Raw genomic sequence first — 16311 nt, forward strand, 5'->3', positions numbered from 1 at the left:
AAGAAACGGCGCCGAATATTCTAGTCCTGCAGCCCACCGCCATGCCCCTGGAGGATTCGCCATGCCACGCTTCAGTCTTGCCCAGCTCCGCTGTCAGCTACGTCTCCAACTGCATCAGTACCGCCACTACCGCCGTAGCCGCCGCCAGCTACTGACCCTGGATGACCGGCTACTCGAGGATATTGGCATCACCCGCGCCCAGGCAGCCCAAGAAGGCCATAAAGCGTTCTGGAAACATACGCCCCTTGAGGAGACTCCCCATGAAAAGTGCTGACTACTACCTGCTGGACGTCTTTACCGAGCAGCCATTTACCGGCAACCCGCTCGCGGTTTTTCTGGCGTCCGATGAACTGGACACCTCCACCATGCAGGCCTTGGCCAATGAATTGAATCTGGCAGAAACGGTTTTTTTGAGTGCCGCCACGCAACCGAACCACTATCCAATGCGGATTTTCACGCCGACGAGAGAACTTCCGTTTGCAGGCCACCCAACAGTGGGTACCGCACACTTGCTGGCAGCATTGGAACTCGCCAACCCCACGCACCCCCTGGTGCTTCACCCGCCCATTGGTGCGCTGACGGTTCGCTACGAAAACGGCCAGGCCATGTTCACGACGTCGCAACCAGCCCTACTGGCCGCCAGCCCGATCGACCGGCTGACGGCCGTTGAGCTGCTGGGGCTCGATATCCATCAGGTGATAGGCGACCCCGTCATGGCCTCCCTGGGGCTGCCCTTTCATTTGATCGAGCTGGCCGATGTGAAGGCGCTGGAGAACATCCGCATTTCATCGGCACTTTGGGCCAGTGCGGTGATGACCAGCGAGGCCCCCCAGGTTTATCTTTACGTCATCGAACGACACGAGGCGACCCGCACGGTGATTCGTAGCCGCATGTTCTGCATGCATGCCAGCCTTTGCGAAGACCCCGCAACCGGCAGTGCCGCCGCCGCCCTGACCCACTATCTGGCATCGCTCACCAGCGACGCACTGCATTGCACGATTCATCAAGGCATTGAAATGGGCCGTCCCAGCATCATCTATACAGCAGCTAATGGCGATATCGAGCCTGGGTGGGTGACGGTGGGTGGGCACGCCATAGTGGTGGGCAAGGGCACGCTTTACCGACAGTGATGCCCCAGAAGTACAAAAGAGTGTCCACGGTATCGCGGACACTCCTCCTTTTCATCATGCATTGCCTACCTTCACGCCGCCTGGACCTCGATACGGCGCGCCCGGAGGCTCTCTTGCTTGGGAAGCGTCAGCGTCAGTACGCCGTTGACGATAGTGGCCGTAATGGCCTCACTATCTACCTCCGGACTCAGGTTGAAGCGCCGCGCGAAGCGCTGACCGCGCACTTCAGCATGCAAGGCGCTGAGCCCTTCCGGCATATTCAGCGCTATCTCCCCTTCCAGGCTCAACACATGGTTATCGATCTCTACCTTGAGCGTCTCCGGTGTGACGCCGGGCATATCGGCTACCAGCTTGAGCGCGTTAGCCTCCTCGATAATATCCACCGCTGGCAAAAACGCTTCCGTATAGTGCCGATCCTGGCTGCTCTGCCCTTGCTGCTGAACCGGGGAGTAATGGGAGTTGGATGAACGGACGATGTCATTCATGATTTATCCCTCCTTAACAAGGTTAAACGCATGATTTACGCCGCTTGAACCTCTATACGCCGCGGCTTGAGCTCCTCGCGTTTGGGCAGCACGATCTCGAACACCCCATGGGCATGGCGAGCTTCTGACCGCTCGACGTCAATACCCTCGGGTAAGGCGATCGACCTAACGAACTCCCCGCTGACGCGCTCACGGCGCAGTACCTGACGCGAGTCATTATCCTCATGGAGCCCCTTCACGGTGTCTCGTTTACCACGCAGGGTCAGCACATTGTCCTGAACATCGATGGTCAGATCCGAGGGAGCCAACCCTGCGGCAAACACATAGACCCTGACGGCATCGTCGCTACGGGCAATGTTGACCATGGGAAAACTGCCCCGCGGCACCGCTCGAATGTCCATCGTATTACGATCAGGAAAGAAGCTATCCAGCAACTGGTTGAGCCAGTCAAACTGCTGAGACGAGCCCGTTTCAAAACGCTTGAGATCATCGAACATATCGAATACCTCCTACGTTAAGCAGACTATGAGACTTGCGATAAGAGGCGGCCTCTTATCCACTCCACCGAGGCAGCCTCTATAATTCGCAACATAGGAGCGCTCAATCGATTTTCAAGGGCCTGGATGGCAATTTTTTGGTTTTTTGACCGCCCTTGAAAGCGTTGGCCTGCTCGGGACTCCACTCCTCTCATGATCGCCTGGCGACGAATTCAATCAGGCGGTTAAAGCTGCTTTCAAATCCCTGGAATCATGATAGTGATGAACACCGGTGCCAGCAGCGTCAACAAGAACCCGCTAACCAGAGCCAATGGCACCGCATCGGGCGAACAGGCCTGCTTGATAATCGGCAACGTCGAGTCCAGCGCAGTTGCCCCGGCGCTGCCAATACCAATCTGCGGCTGATGCCGTCCCAAGGCGTAGAGCACCATAATAGCAAGCAGTTCACGAAGCAGGTCTGTCATGAGTGCCATCGTTCCATACACTTGCCCAAGCGCATCACCGATCATGACGCTAGAAAGCGTAAACCAACCAAAACCACTGGCAAGGGCCAAGGAGACCCGCAAGCTTTCACCAGTAATCCAGGCAGCCATAGCACCACCGACCAAGGAGCCCAGAACAACGACCAGGGGAATGGCCAATATCGACCACGACAACCACTGCACATTAAGTTTGATTTGTGTTAGGTCGATGCCGACCAAAAGAATTAGCAGCAGTAGCATGGCACCGCTTGACGGAAGCACCAGAGCCCCCTCTAGAATGCGATCCTGCAGAAGGTAAAGCACACCGCCCAGCCCAACCATCACCAAGGCTATGAGGCACTCTTTCAGCGGCGGCCAGATATAGCTCAATCTGAATGGCGGACGCGCTTTGGCTGGGAAACTTTGCCGACTGTTTTTAAGCATGAGAATGAGCAGGCATGGAAACACCGTGGTGCAGACTGCAAAAATAAACGCGGCCTTCATCACGATGCCTATCGAGCTTGCCGACAAAATCACCTCACCAAACTCGAAGCCAATAAGGAATAGAAGCACCCAAACCAAAGGTGCTATGGAATGTAAAAGCGGCTTACGGATCTGGGTGGGAAGCAGTCTTCCAATCGCATACCCCGCAAGTAGCGCAATCAGAATCGGTAGCAGAGAAAAAACTATATTCATATTCTTTGAACCATTGGCGAGAAATCTATAAGTATCATGCACCTATCGGCATCTCCTGCATCAACTCCAGACTTGACTATGGGTGATATGTAGTAAGAGACCTGTAGCGCATGCACAACAAGCAGTGCCTTAGTTTGAAAAGGTGAAAATCACTCCTGCAATTCCCCACAACAAACGCATCGAAAAGGCGATGAGCAGCACTCCCATCAACCGCTCGAACCAGTGACCGATACGCAGAAATCGCTCGCGAACAGGCGGGCTGGTAAACACAAGGCTGACCAACACGAACCAACCGGCATTGACTAGGCACATCCAGCCGCCATAAAGCATTTGAATACGCAATGGCGTCGAATCACTGACCACAGTCGTGAACACGGCCAGGAAAAACAGCGTCGCCTTGGGGTTGGTAGCATTAGTCAGAAACCCCAGCGCGAACGACTGTCGAAAGCTTCTTGCCCCTGTCTCGGCTGCGGCATCCAGCGCCAACCCTGCTGTGTGCTTGCCTGCCTGCCGGATGAACGTGACGCCGAGATATAACAGGTAGGCTCCGCCCACCAACTCGGCCGCACTCAGTAACCAGGGGGTTGTGTGCATCAACGCGCCGACCCCCAGCAAGGTATAGATCACATGCACCGAGATACCGGCCCCAATGCCGGCCGCCGTAGCGATGCCTAAACGCCTCCCATAGAGCACGCTCTGGCGAATCGTTACAGCGAAATCCGGCCCCGGCGCCACGACGGCAAGAAAGTGAATGGCGGCCAGGGCAAGAAACTCCCCAAGATAATACGGTGTCATATAGCCGCTCCTCTCCCATCGATTATCAATTGTATTGACAAAGAGCGGCTGCGATAATCCATCTCAAATTCAAATACTCTTTGCCTCATGAGCACAAATCGGATGGTCGCCCTGTTGGGCGAAATGGCGGTCTTCGTCAAGGTGGTCGAAACCGGCAGCTTCTCTGAAACGGCACGTCAGCTGGGCGCAACGCCCTCGGCAATCAGCCGCTCGGTTGCCCGCCTGGAGAAGGCATTGGGCACCCGACTGCTCCAGCGTACGACCCGCAAACTACGGCTGAGCGAAAGCGGGCATGAGGTTCATAGGCGTTGCGTTGATATGGTGAACGCAGCGCAAGCCGTGATGGCCATTTCCGGGCAGTTCGACCCAGAACCCCAAGGGCTAATACGCGTCAGTGTGCCGAAGGCGGTAGGACGTTTCGTCATCCATCCCCACATTCCTGACTTACTGGCCCGTTACCCCAAAATCGACGTTCAGCTACAGCTCAATGACAATTATGTGGACTTGATTGATGATCAGGTGGATCTGGCAATCCATATTACGGATCGCCCTTCACCCGGGCTGATGGGGCGAAAGCTCATTGACATAGACCACATGCTTTGCGCGACACCAGAATATCTCGCGCGCCAGGGCACACCAGCACATCCGCACGATCTGAAAGTGCACAATTGCATTTTTCTGGGCGAGGAGCCCGGTGATTCCCGCTGGAAATTCCAGCGCGGGGGCAAGAAAGTGAGCGTCAAGGTGCGTGGCCGATACGCGGTCAATCACACCGGGGCAAGGCTTGACGCAGTGTTACAGCATCTTGGCATCGGCAGTTTGCCGTACTTCACCGCTCGCCATGCATTGCAGCAGGGAGATATCGTACAAGTACTGCCGGAATGGAAATTCAAGACCCACTATTATGGTGGCGAGGCTTGGGTACTTTATCCACCGACTCGATACCTGCTACCAAAACTGAGTGCTTTTATCAGCTTCATGGCCGAGCGGCTGGGCCAGGAGCCCACTTTGTATAAAAAGACACCTCAGGAACCGGCACTATCAGCCCCTCCCTACGAATCGCCCGAGGCGCCTTTTTAGTGGTCGGCAACCCGCCGGAAGTTAGCCTGCAGGCGTCGGTGAGGCAAGGCAAAATTAATGCTTGCCAAGCCGTTTGCTTGCCCGCTGGCTGAGCAGTCGCTCGCGGATGACATGGGCCAATCGCTTGATGGGGTGTGCTTTCATTGGATTGGGCGTATCCGTTTTACGCTTACGACAGCCAGTATGATGGCCTATGGGTCACTCTTTGTGTGTAACGTCCAACGAGCAATCACAGCAGTGACGATCACGGCAAATAACAGCCGTGCCCATAAGATGCCCACGAGATCAGCACCAAGCATCAAGATCAGCAACGTGTCTTCGATAACGCTATGACAAAGGCCGAGAAAGCAAAGAGCCAGCTTGCTATCGCGCCGGCTCAACACCCCTGTTTGCACATCCCGTATCAATAGCCCTGCGCCATAGCTAAGCCCCAACGTGAATCCAATCACCGTCACATTGGCGGCCGAACGCCCGATGCCTAATAGCCTGAGTAGCGGGAGTAAGCCAAGATGTATCCAACGCTCCAAGCCAAGCGTTTTTAGCAGTTTCAACAACACCAGCAGCGCTAAAATAATCACAAAAATAAGCGCCAACGTTTCAAGCTGTGCTATCGCCCATCCGCTTATCGTTGGTGCTGATGAAAAGCTTGGCTGCCATATCCATACAGCAGGCACTTGTAACAAGCCAAAGTACGTATAAAAGCAGTGCAAAAGCCAAGCCAGCAGCAAAGCTCCGCCTACGCGCAGTACCAACGTCGCCCACCAAGGGACACCAGCCCGCTTGGCAACGGCTCCTTCAACAGGTATCGAGTGTCCTACCAGCATTAACGCACCCAACACGGTGACTTGCTCAACAGTCAAAGGCGTATCAGCGGCGACTTGAAGAAATACCGCCATGGCGGTGTACAAATTGGTGCAGAGCGCCGCCGCCCATACAATACTCATTTGCTCGGGTAAGCCCAGTACACTCATCAAGGGGGCTAATAGCGACCCCAGCCAGCCGATCCCCCCCAAGAGCTCTAACCCTTTGACGATGAGCAGTGCCGGAATCAGGATTTTGAGTAACGTCACGTAAACACGCAGCGCGTCTTGCAATAAACAGCCTGCCCCAGCCAATAGATGGTAAATGTCGATCCGCATTGATCCCTCGTTGTCATCGCTCGGACAAACGTTATGATATCGACGATGACGCAGAATCTTCTCTCCAATACAGCACTAGCAATCAATATTCGTTCTTTATAAACAAAGAAAGAGCAGGTTATTTCATGGATGCCATTGATCGAAGAATTCTTTACCAGCTTCAACGTGACGCCAGCCTGACCAATCAAGCGTTGGCGGATGAGATAGGGCTCTCTCCCTCGGCCTGTTTAAAGCGAGTCAATCGATTGCGCGACGCGGGAATCATTGAACGGGAGGTTGCACTGCTCAACCCCGATACCATGGGGCCATGCCTGCATATAGTGGTGGAAGTCACCATGGAGAGGGATAACAAGCTACTATACCAACGGTTTTTAGCGTCAGCGTTGGGCGCCCCTGAAGTAAAACAGTGTTATCAAGTAACCGGGGAATGCGATTTTGTGTTGATCGTCACGGTGGCCGATTTAGATGAATACGACCACTTCTGCGACCGTGTGCTCTACGGTGACGACAACCTGCGCAAGTTCCGCACGCTGCTATCACGCAAGCGGCATAAGTTTGATACGTCGGTACCGCTTCGCACTTGAGTGTGATTCAAGCCGTCAACCCAATCCCTCTCAAAATCACCGAGGTCACCGACTGCACGGCTTTTTCGAACTGCAGGTCGTCCAGCGGTTTATCGTCGTTGAGCAGGTAAATCTGGTAGTCGAAGTCGGCGTAGTGCTGGGTAGAGGCCCAGATCATGTAGAGCAGGTACGAAGGCTCGACGGGGTTGATTTGGCCGGAGTCGATCCACTCGCGAATTTTCGACTCTTTCAGCTTGGCCCATTCATAGAGGTTGTCGCGCAGCCGCTCCTTGAGAATCGGGGCGCCCTGCATCACTTCGGCCGCCCATATCTTGGAACCATGGGCGCGGTAGCGAGAATGATTCATTTTGGCGCGAATGTAGGTGGAGAGAACCACCCGTGGGTCGTCGTACAGCTCGAAGCAGAGCGCGTCCTGCTTCCACACCTCCAGCAGCGCCAGCAGCACCTCCTGGTAGAGCGCCTTCTTGGTCGAGAAATAGTAGTGCACGTTGGACTTTGGCAGGTCGGCCAACTGGGCAATGTCGCCCATGGAGGCACCGGCGTAGCCTTTTTCGGCAAACAGCTGCTCCGCCGCTTGAAGGATTTTCTTGACGTTGGTTTGCCGTATTTCGTCCTGTGTTCTCGCCACACTGGTATCCCTTTGCAACCGTCCGCTCAGAGAGTGTTTACAAACTACTGCGCTAGGCCATGCGGCGCTGAAACCAACCTCAAAATGCTCATTTACACCTCGTAAACTGCGCTTTTTCGGCTGATTTCGCCTTGCCTGGCCGTCCCTCGTGACATTTGTAAACACCCTCTCACAATACGCACCAAAAACTGCACCACCGCCCCACGAGGAGGCAGGCGGTGGTGCAGAGAAGATGGCGTAGTTAGCGCATCGCGTCAACGCTGGTTGGTGGGAAACGAGAACTCCGCCCGGGTGGCTTCGCTGACGGAGGGCCAGCGTTGGGAAACCGCTTTGCGACGCGTGTAGAAGCGCACCGAGTCTGGGCCGTAGGCGTGGAGGTCGCCAAACAGCGAGCGCTTCCAGCCGCCAAAGCTGTGGTAGGCCACCGGCACGGGTAGCGGTACATTCACCCCTACCATGCCCACTTCGATACCGTCGGTGAAGCGGCGGGCGGCTTCGCCATCGCGGGTGAACAGGCAGGTGCCGTTGCCGTATTCGTGGTCGTTGATCAGCTGCATGGCATCGTCCAGGCTACCGACCCGCACCACGCAGAGTACCGGCCCGAAGATCTCTTCCTGATAAATGCGCATCTCCGCAGTGACGTGATCGAACAGACAGCCACCGACGAAATAGCCCTCTTCATGGCCAGCCACGCTCAGGCCGCGCCCATCCGCCACGAGCGAAGCGCCAGCGTTAACGCCGTCTTCGATAAACCCAAGCACTTTATCGCGATGTTCGGCGGTGACCAGCGGGCCCATATCGAGGCCTTTATCGGTACCGGGGCCCACCTTCAACTGGGCGATCTTGGGCAGCATGGTGTCGACCAGACGGTCGGCGGTTTCATCACCCACGCACACCGCCACCGAAATCGCCATGCAGCGCTCGCCGCAGCTGCCGTAGGCGGCGCCCATCAGCGTGTTGGCGGCGTTTTCCAGGTCGGCGTCCGGCAGAATCACTGCGTGGTTTTTGGCTCCACCCAGCGCCTGAACGCGCTTACCTGCCGCCGAGCCACGGGAGTAGATCGCCTCTGCCACGGGGGTAGAGCCCACGAACGAAATGGCTTTCACGGCCTTGGCATCCAGCAGGGTTTCCACCGCTTCGCGACCGCCATGCACTACGTTCATCACGCCTTTGGGCAGCCCGGCCTCTTGCAACAGTTCGGCCACGGCCATGGCGGCCGACGGGTCTTTTTCGGAGGGCTTGAGGATAAAGGTATTACCGCAGGCAATCGCCATGGGGTACATCCACAGCGGCACCATGGCGGGGAAGTTGAATGGCGTAATGCCCGCCACCACGCCCAGCGGCTGGAAGTTGGACCAGGCATCGATTCCCGGCCCCACATTGTGGGAGTACTCGCCTTTCAGCAGCTCCGGCACGCCACAGGCGTATTCGACGTTTTCAATGCCACGCTTGAGCTCGCCCATGGCGTCTTCCACCGTCTTGCCATGCTCTTCGCTGACCAGCTGCACCAGGCGGTCAGCGTGCTCTTCCAGCAGCTGCTTGAAGCGGTACATGACCTGGGCACGCTTGGCGGGCGGCGTATCACGCCAGGCAGGAAACGCCGCCTGAGCCGCAGCAATCGCCCGCTCCACATCCGCCGCGCTGGCATCCGCCACTTGGCGAACCACCTTGCCCGTGGAGGGGTTGGTCACGTCCAGCGTACGCTGGCTTTCCACCAGTTCACCATTAATCAGGTGGGAAACAACACTCATCATGAAACTCCGAAACAGGGTGGGCCAAGGTTATGCCAAGGAATCCAGGGTACTGGCGACGGCATCGAACAAACGCTCAAGCTCGGCTTCCGTGGTGCCAAAGGGAGGGCCGAACTGCAGGGTGTCACCGCCGTAGCGCACGTAAAAACCGGCTTCCCACAGCGCCATATGGGCATCGCGGGGGCGAATCGTCGGGTCGCCGTTACGCGGCGCAAGCTGCAGGGCACCGGCCAGGCCGTAGTTGCGAATATCGACGATATGTTGGCGGCCTTTCAGGGCGTGCAGTTTCTGCTCGAACACCGGGGCAATCGCACTGACCTGAGCGGGGAAGTCCTCACGCTCGAACAGCTCCAGCGCCGCCAGGCCAGCAGCACAGGCCACGGGGTGAGCGCTGTAGGTGTAACCATGGGGAAACTCGATGGCATGCTGCGGGCCACCGGCGTGCATGAAGGTGTCGAAAATCTCCCGGGAGGCGATCACGGCCCCCATGGGCACCGCTCCATTGGTGATCTGCTTGGCCACGTTCATGATGTCCGGCGTGACGCCAAACGCTTCGGCACCAGTGGTGGCGCCGCTGCGGCCAAAGGCGGTAATGACTTCATCGAAAATCAGCAGAATATCGTGGGCGGTGCAGATTTCCCGCAGCCGATTCAAGTAGCCCTTGGGCGGCACGATCACCCCCGCCGAGCCCGACATGGGCTCCACGATCACGGCGGCAATGGTCGACGCATCGTGCAAGGCAATTTGATCCAGCAACGCATCGGCCAGCTCAGCACCGGTTTCCGCCTGGCCACGGGTATAGGCATGGCCCGCTTGCAGCGTATGGGGCAGGTGCGTCACGTCCATCAACTGGCCGTAGTGCTTGCGGTTACCGCCAATGCCCCCCAGGCTGGTGCCGCCGATATTCACCCCGTGGTAGCCCTTGGCGCGGCCAATCATGCGGGTTTTTTCCGGCTTACCCTTCAACCGCCAATACGCCTTGGCCATCTTGACCGAGGTATCGGCGGCTTCTGAGCCGGAGTTGGTGAAAAACACGTGATCCAGCCCGGCAGGCGTTAAGCTGGCGACCTTCTCTGCCAGCTTGAACGCCAACGGGTGGGCCATCTGAAAGCCGGGGGCAAAATCCAGCGTGCCCAACTGCGCCGCTACCGCTTTTTGAATCTCTTCATGGTTATGGCCCGCCCCGCAGGTCCACAGGCCAGAGAGCGAATCGAACAGCTTGCGTCCCTGGTCATCGATGTAATAACGCCCTTCGGCGCCCGCAATCATGCGCGGGTTGGCACGGAAGTCCCGGTTGGCACTAAAGGGCATCCAATAGTGCTGATTCAGCGGCGCAGACGCTCCCCCTTCACGGGATGCGTGCTCGGCGGTCTGCGTGGCGGATGGTCGTTGTACGTCCAACATGGTGTTCGTCTCCTCATGTTCGGCTGCCTGGCAATATAGCATGCAGCCAGCATGCGCCACTCGACACGTATGTAAAATTACGCTTTTCTTTTGTTCACGTTAGGGAATAGATACGTAATAGCGCGCCCTGAGGACTTGCCAGCGCTTGACGAAGCAGCAAAATCGGCCTAACCATTATATTTATACGAATAAATACAATAAAAAAGTTGGAACACGCCCAAACGTTACTCTGCGCCTGAAGCTCGGCTTGCGAAGACGGGCCGCTGGCGCGTCAACGTTTGAAACAAAGCTCATGAACTCAATATAAACAAAGGGCTAAATCGCTATGAAACACGTAACTCCGCTCAAGCTATCGCTTTATGGCGGTATGATTTTCAGCTTCTTCATGCTGGAAAGCCCCGTCATCATGCTGGCTAATCGCATTGAACCCATGGTGTTGGGACTCCCCTTTCTACTGGTCTGGAACCTTTTCTGGTGGTTTGCGTTGACGGCGCTATTTCTGGTGGCTTACTTCACCAACTGGGGTAGCCCCGAACCTTCGTCTGTTCACGCCACTTCACAGCGGTAAGAAAAGGGGTTCATCATGACCGGCAGCTTAATCATCATTGCAGCCTTTATGATCATCCCACTCATGGTGGGCGTGTTATCGGCTCGACAGTCACAGGAAACCAGCGAGGACTTCTTTGTCCAGGGTCGCGCCATGGGCAGCATCGCGGTATTTTTTACCGTGGCCGCCACCTGGTGGAGCGCGTTCGCGTTCCTTGGCTCCAATGCCACGTTTTATACCAACGGGCCCGTATTTCTTACTGCGTTAGCCTGGAACCTGCTGTTTGGCTTCATGTACTACTGGATTGGCAAACGAGTCTGGTTTTTAGGCAAACGATTCAACTATTTAACGCCTTCAGACTTAATCGGTGATTTTTATAACAGCGAAGCGCTGCGTATTACCGTGGCGGCGATTACGCTGATTTTCACCGTGCCTTATTTGCAGATCCAGCTAACCGGCGGCGCCTATTTAATCGAAGTCGCCTCCGGCGGGCTGATTCCTTTCTGGCTAGCGGCCCTGCTTTTCTACTTCATCATCATTATCTACGTGTGGATTGGCGGCATTCGCGCCATTGCCTGGACCGACGTGATCTATGGCGCGCTGCTGTTCTTCGGCATGCTCTATGCAGGCTATTACATCTCGACCCAGGTGGGTGGCCCAACGGCGCTGTTCGGCCAGCTTCAACAAAGCTCCCCCGAGCATCTCACCATGCCAGGGCCGAACGGTACGATGGGCTACCCCATGTGGTTCTCGCTGTTTGCCATTACCGCTATCGGGGCCTTCATGGGCCCACAAATCTGGCTGCGCATGTACTCGGTCAAACACGGCAAGCTGTTCAACTTGATGCCGTTTTTGCTGGGTCTGGCAGCCTTTGCCTATGTCGGCTCGGTTCTCTCCGGCTATTCGGGCGTACTGCTCGAGCCCAACATCGCCAATCCTGACCAGATTCTGCCCATCATGCTCATGGAGTATGCGCCTTACCTGCTCGCGTCGCTGATCATGGCGGCGGGCGCTTCGGCAGCCATGTCCACGGCCAACTCGCAGATTCACGCGGTGTCCACCGTGGTGACGATGGATATCTACAAACGCTACGTGAACCGTGATGCCACCCAGGCACGCATCGTCTACATCGGCCGTCTTTCGTTGGTGGGCTTCTCATTGGCCGCTTACATCATGGCGCTGACCGTGCCGGGTGTACTGGTCACCATCGGCATTGCAGCACTGGCGGGCACGGCCCAGTTGATCATTCCCACCCTCGGTGCCATCACCTGGAAAAAGGCCCATCCCACGGCCGCACTGGTGGGCTTGTGGGCGGGGGTGGCGTGTGTCCTGCTCATGACCTTTGGCCCGCTAAGTGCCCCCTTTGGCTACCACGCCGGGGTCTGGGGCTTGCTGCTGAATGCAGCGCTGTTCGTGGCACTCAGCCATGTGCTGAACCGCCGCGATACCGCCGTCGTGGAACGCTTTACCCAGGCACGCCATGACTACGATGCCGAGTATCACCCAGAGCGCTTGCCCGCCTACTCCCAGGCAGTGTCCACCAGCGCTCTTCGCAAATAAGGAGTGGGTCGATGACTCAAGCCCCTGCTGCCGCGCCGCGCAGACCCAAGCTCGCCGAGCTGATCAGTGACGACATCAAGCGCTGGATAGCCGCAGAGTCGCTAGGGGAAGGCGACCGGCTACCCAACGAAAAAGCGCTGATGGAGCTTTACGGAAGCGCCAAGGGCACCGTGCGCGAAGCGCTCAAGATTCTCGAAGTCGAGGGGCTCATCACGTTGAAGACCGGGCCCAAAGGGGGCGCGGTCATCAATCAGCCGAGCATGGAGCCCGCCAGCCGCATGCTGCGTAACTTCCTGCACTTCCAGCAGCTGGATGGCAAGCAGGTGTACCAGCTACGCAAACTGCTGGAAGTCGAGCTGGCCGCTTCGGTTGTGGGACGGCTCACCGAACATGACTTCCAGCAGCTGGAAGCCAACATGGCGGCCTGCGCCTGCTGCGCCAGTGATGAAGACGACCACCGGCACCAGCGCTTTCTGGAGCTGGAGTTTCATCAACGGCTGGCCCATGCCTGCCCAAACCCCCTGCTCGCCTTCATGTGCCAGTTTCTGAACGACATGCTGCGCGATCTCGTGGTGATCAAAAAAGCCTACGTGCCCGAACGCAAGCAGTTCGATCACGCCAACCAGGATTACCACCGCCAACTGGTGGACGCCTACCGCGCGGAAGATACCCCGCGTGTGCGACGCATCATGGCCGAGCACATGGCCGATGCCGAGCACCACATGAGCGCACTGGAAACGGAAATGGCCGCCCAGATGCTGGTCAGCACCGCACTAACGAATAACTCGCACCATCGATCCAAGCTGCACGATCTGCCAACGGAATATACCGCCGTTTGATTCGGCGAGGAGACATGAGATGAACACCTACGTTACCCCCAGCCACCGCACAGATTTACGTACCGACAGTGACCGCCTTTGGGCGTCGCTCATGGAGATGGCCAAACTAGGGGCCACGCCCAAGGGCGGCGTGAACCGTCAGGCGTTGACCGACCTGGAGCGCCAGGGCCGCGACCTGTTCATTCAGTGGTGCCGTGCCGAGGGCTGCACGATCCGCATTGATAATATCGGCAATATTTTTGCCCGCCGGGAAGGCAGCGACCCCAGTGCCAAAACAGTCATGGCGGGCAGCCATCTGGATACCCAACCCACCGGCGGCAAATACGACGGCTGCTTCGGTGTCATGTCGGGACTTGAAGTCATTCGCACGCTCAACCAGCACAACATCACCACGCGCTCACCCATCGAAGTGGTGGCCTGGACGAACGAAGAGGGCTGCCGCTTTCCGCCCTGCATGATGGGCTCTGGCGTCTTTACCGGCGAACTGGCGTTCGATGCCATGATGGCGCGCACCGACGCCGAAGGCATCACGGTGAGCGACGCGCTGGATGCCATTCACTATCGTGGCCAGGATGAGGTGTCGCCGGACGAGATCAAGGCGTATTTCGAGCCTCACATCGAACAAGGCCCCATTCTCGAAGATACCGAGACCACCATTGGCGTGGTCATCGGTGGGCTTGGGCAGAAGTGGTTCGACTTGACCCTGACGGGGCTCGAAGCCCATGCAGGGCCCACGCCCATGAACCTGCGCCGGGATGCCATGATGGGCGCGGCAGAAGTCACCCAGGCACTCAACCGGATTGCCCATGAACATCAACCCCACGGGCGCGGCACGGTGGGCTGCATGACGCTGCATCCGGGCTCGCGCAACGTAATTCCCGGCCAGGTCAAGATGACCCTGGACATGCGCCACTGGGAACCCGAGGCCCTCATTACCATGGGGCAAGCCGTGGCCAGCGCCGTGGAAGAAATTTGCCAACGTCACGGGCTGGAGTACGAACTGACCCCGACGGCCGATTTTGCCCCTGAGCATTTCGATCAGGCATGCGTGAATAGCGTGCGCCAGGCCGCTGAAAAGCTGCAGCTATCGCACATGGATATCATCAGCGGCGCAGGCCACGACGTAATGTTCATTAGCCGTGTTGCCCCCGCCGCGATGATCTTCATTCCCTGCAAGGATGGCATCAGCCATAACGAGATCGAAAGCGCCACGCCCGAGCACGTCCACGCAGGCTGTAACGTGCTACTGCACGCCATGCTGGAAGCGGCAGGTATCGAGGATGGCGAATAGCATGGCAGATACCTTAGCAACCCTGACGGCCGTGGACGCTCTGGCGCGCTTCAGAGAGGGATCGCTCTCGCCGGAGACGCTGGTGGAGGACTGCCTGGCGCGCATCGAACGAGATAACCCCAGGGTCAATGCCTTCACCTGTGTCAACGGAGAACAGGCCCGCCAATTAGCCGCCGAGTCCACTCGGCGCTGGCAGGCCGGGGCGCCCTGCGGGCCGCTGGACGGGATTCCCGTGACCATCAAGGATCTGACCTTGACCAAAGGGCTGCCGACTCGGCTGGGGTCGACAACCACGGCACCGGATGGCCCCTGGGAGATAGACGCACCCATCAGCCGCCACCTGCGCAATGCCGGGGCCATCGTGATCGGCAAAACCACCTCGCCCGAGTTTGGCTGGAAAGGCGTCACCGACAACCCGCTGCACGGTATTACCCGCAACCCATGGAACACTGATCTCACACCCGGCGGGTCATCCGGCGGTGCAGGGGCGGCCGCGGCGCTGAACCTGGGCCTGCTTCATCAGGGCAGCGACGCAGGCGGCTCCATTCGTATTCCCTGCAGTTTTACCGGCACCTTTGGCATCAAGCCCACCTTTGGCTGGGTCCCCCAGTGGCCCGCCAGCGCCATGAGCACCCTGTCGCATCTGGGCCCCATGACGCGCACGGCAAGGGATAGCGCCCTGATGCTGAGCGTGATGGCCCAGCCGGATGCTCGGGATGGCTACGCTGGCAACCCCAGAGGGCCCGACTGGCTTACGCCCTCTTCGGCCAGCCTGCAGGGTTGGCGCATCGCCTTTAGCGCTAATCTCGGCTACGTAGACGTCGCGCCGGATATCGCCCAGCGCGTTGAAGAAGCCGTCGGTTACCTGGAAGCATTGGGCGCCACCGTCGACCGCATCGACCCTGGCTTTAGCGATCCGCTCAGGACGTTCAACACACTATGGTTTGCAGGCGCCACCCAGGCCGTCGAAAAGCTCGATGCTCGGCAGCAAGCCGCGCTCGATCCTGGCTTTCTGGAGATTGCACGGCGCGGGCAGGACGTCTCACTTTCCGCCTACCTTGCCGCCCGCCGTGAGCGCAGCGAATTGACCGCCCACATGGCCGCCTTTCATGAGCAGTACGACCTGCTGGTCACGCCCACCATGCCCATCGCGCCTTTCGCGGCAGGCCACAACGTGCCGCCGGGCGGGCGCTACCGCGACTGGATGGACTGGACGCCGTTTAGCTACCCGTTCAACCTGACCCAGCAACCCGCCGCTTCCCTTCCCTGCGGGCTGGATCAGCAAGGGCTGCCGGTGGGCCTGCATTTGGTGGCCGGAAAATACCAGGACCTCAAGGTGCTGCACGCTGCACAGTTGCTTGAGCGCTATTTGCCGCCATTAAAGCCACCTGAATACGCGCCCCCAGAACAGGCCTGACACAGAG

The 16311-nt window shown here is 57.9% G+C and carries 17 protein-coding genes; 9 read left to right on the forward strand and 8 right to left on the reverse strand.

Annotated features, from left to right (window positions below):
* Positions 1–61: 61 nt before the first annotated feature.
* Both LG409_RS16320 and LG409_RS16325 read left to right on the forward strand, forming a co-directional pair.
* Positions 62–274, forward strand: coding sequence for a DUF1127 domain-containing protein (locus LG409_RS16320; RefSeq protein WP_081194578.1), 213 nt, complete (start codon positions 62–64; stop codon positions 272–274).
* Positions 261–1130: a PhzF family phenazine biosynthesis protein gene (locus LG409_RS16325; RefSeq protein ID WP_227407151.1), complete on the forward strand. Its 870-nt coding sequence runs from the start codon at positions 261–263 to the stop codon at positions 1128–1130. The genes LG409_RS16320 and LG409_RS16325 overlap by 14 nt, the downstream gene beginning before the upstream one ends.
* Positions 1131–1201: 71 nt before the next feature.
* Here the strand turns inward: LG409_RS16325 and LG409_RS16330 are convergent, their stop codons facing one another.
* The 4 genes from LG409_RS16330 to LG409_RS16345 all read right to left on the reverse strand — a co-directional run bounded on the left by LG409_RS16330 (position 1202) and on the right by LG409_RS16345 (position 4064).
* The gene (locus LG409_RS16330) at positions 1202–1615 is read right to left on the reverse strand and encodes an Hsp20/alpha crystallin family protein (protein WP_100731314.1); all 414 of its coding nucleotides are present in this window, start codon (positions 1613–1615) and stop codon (positions 1202–1204) included.
* Positions 1616–1650: 35 nt separating this feature from the next.
* Positions 1651–2112 (reverse strand): Hsp20/alpha crystallin family protein, encoded by a 462-nt coding sequence (locus tag LG409_RS16335; RefSeq protein WP_227407152.1) that lies wholly within the window; start codon positions 2110–2112, stop codon positions 1651–1653.
* A 236-nt stretch (positions 2113–2348) separates the two neighbouring features.
* Positions 2349–3311, reverse strand: coding sequence for a lysine exporter LysO family protein (locus LG409_RS16340; protein WP_227407153.1), 963 nt, complete (start codon positions 3309–3311; stop codon positions 2349–2351).
* Between the two features lie 87 nt (positions 3312–3398).
* Positions 3399–4064 carry a LysE family translocator gene (locus LG409_RS16345; RefSeq protein WP_227407154.1) on the reverse strand — a complete coding sequence of 222 codons (666 nt, stop codon included), beginning with the start codon at positions 4062–4064 and terminating at the stop codon, positions 3399–3401.
* A gap of 102 nt (positions 4065–4166) precedes the next feature.
* On the opposite strand from LG409_RS16345, the gene LG409_RS16350 reads away from it, so the two are divergent.
* The gene (locus tag LG409_RS16350; protein ID WP_227407155.1) at positions 4167–5144 is read left to right on the forward strand and encodes a LysR family transcriptional regulator; all 978 of its coding nucleotides are present in this window, start codon (positions 4167–4169) and stop codon (positions 5142–5144) included.
* 191 nt (positions 5145–5335) lie between these two features.
* Here LG409_RS16350 and LG409_RS16355 read toward each other — a convergent pair whose 3' ends face one another.
* The gene (locus tag LG409_RS16355; protein ID WP_227407156.1) at positions 5336–6283 is read right to left on the reverse strand and encodes a nucleoside recognition domain-containing protein; all 948 of its coding nucleotides are present in this window, start codon (positions 6281–6283) and stop codon (positions 5336–5338) included.
* A 125-nt stretch (positions 6284–6408) separates the two neighbouring features.
* Here LG409_RS16355 and LG409_RS16360 point away from each other — a divergent pair, with 125 nt between their 5' ends.
* Positions 6409–6867: an Lrp/AsnC family transcriptional regulator gene (locus LG409_RS16360; RefSeq protein WP_100732141.1), complete on the forward strand. Its 459-nt coding sequence runs from the start codon at positions 6409–6411 to the stop codon at positions 6865–6867.
* 7 nt (positions 6868–6874) lie between these two features.
* Here the strand turns inward: LG409_RS16360 and LG409_RS16365 are convergent, their stop codons facing one another.
* From LG409_RS16365 to LG409_RS16375, 3 genes are all read right to left on the reverse strand, one after another.
* Positions 6875–7495: a TetR/AcrR family transcriptional regulator gene (locus tag LG409_RS16365; protein WP_016915179.1), complete on the reverse strand. Its 621-nt coding sequence runs from the start codon at positions 7493–7495 to the stop codon at positions 6875–6877.
* 254 nt (positions 7496–7749) lie between these two features.
* On the reverse strand, positions 7750–9246 hold the full coding sequence (locus LG409_RS16370; protein ID WP_039175116.1) for a CoA-acylating methylmalonate-semialdehyde dehydrogenase: 1497 nt from the start codon (positions 9244–9246) through the stop codon (positions 7750–7752).
* 30 nt (positions 9247–9276) lie between these two features.
* The gene (locus tag LG409_RS16375) at positions 9277–10650 is read right to left on the reverse strand and encodes an aspartate aminotransferase family protein (protein WP_319799332.1); all 1374 of its coding nucleotides are present in this window, start codon (positions 10648–10650) and stop codon (positions 9277–9279) included.
* A gap of 325 nt (positions 10651–10975) precedes the next feature.
* Here LG409_RS16375 and LG409_RS16380 point away from each other — a divergent pair, with 325 nt between their 5' ends.
* The 5 genes from LG409_RS16380 to LG409_RS16400 are packed head-to-tail and all read left to right on the forward strand — an operon-like array spanning position 10976 to position 16304.
* A complete protein-coding gene (locus tag LG409_RS16380) occupies positions 10976–11218 on the forward strand; it encodes a hypothetical protein (protein WP_227407157.1) in 243 nt (80 codons plus the stop codon).
* A gap of 15 nt (positions 11219–11233) precedes the next feature.
* Positions 11234–12757, forward strand: a complete 1524-nt coding sequence (locus tag LG409_RS16385; protein WP_227407158.1) for a sodium:solute symporter family protein — start codon at positions 11234–11236, stop codon at positions 12755–12757.
* Between the two features lie 11 nt (positions 12758–12768).
* Entirely contained in the window at positions 12769–13596 is an 828-nt protein-coding gene (locus LG409_RS16390) for a FadR/GntR family transcriptional regulator (RefSeq protein WP_096922002.1), read from the forward strand.
* Positions 13597–13615: 19 nt separating this feature from the next.
* On the forward strand, positions 13616–14887 hold the full coding sequence (locus LG409_RS16395) for a Zn-dependent hydrolase (RefSeq protein ID WP_227407159.1): 1272 nt from the start codon (positions 13616–13618) through the stop codon (positions 14885–14887).
* A gap of 1 nt (position 14888) precedes the next feature.
* A complete protein-coding gene (locus LG409_RS16400) occupies positions 14889–16304 on the forward strand; it encodes an amidase (RefSeq protein ID WP_227407160.1) in 1416 nt (471 codons plus the stop codon).
* The last annotated feature ends 7 nt before the right edge of the window (positions 16305–16311 follow it).

The sequence above is a fragment of the Halomonas sp. NyZ770 genome (genome assembly GCF_020616575.1).
GTDB classification, from domain to species: domain Bacteria; phylum Pseudomonadota; class Gammaproteobacteria; order Pseudomonadales; family Halomonadaceae; genus Vreelandella; species Vreelandella hamiltonii.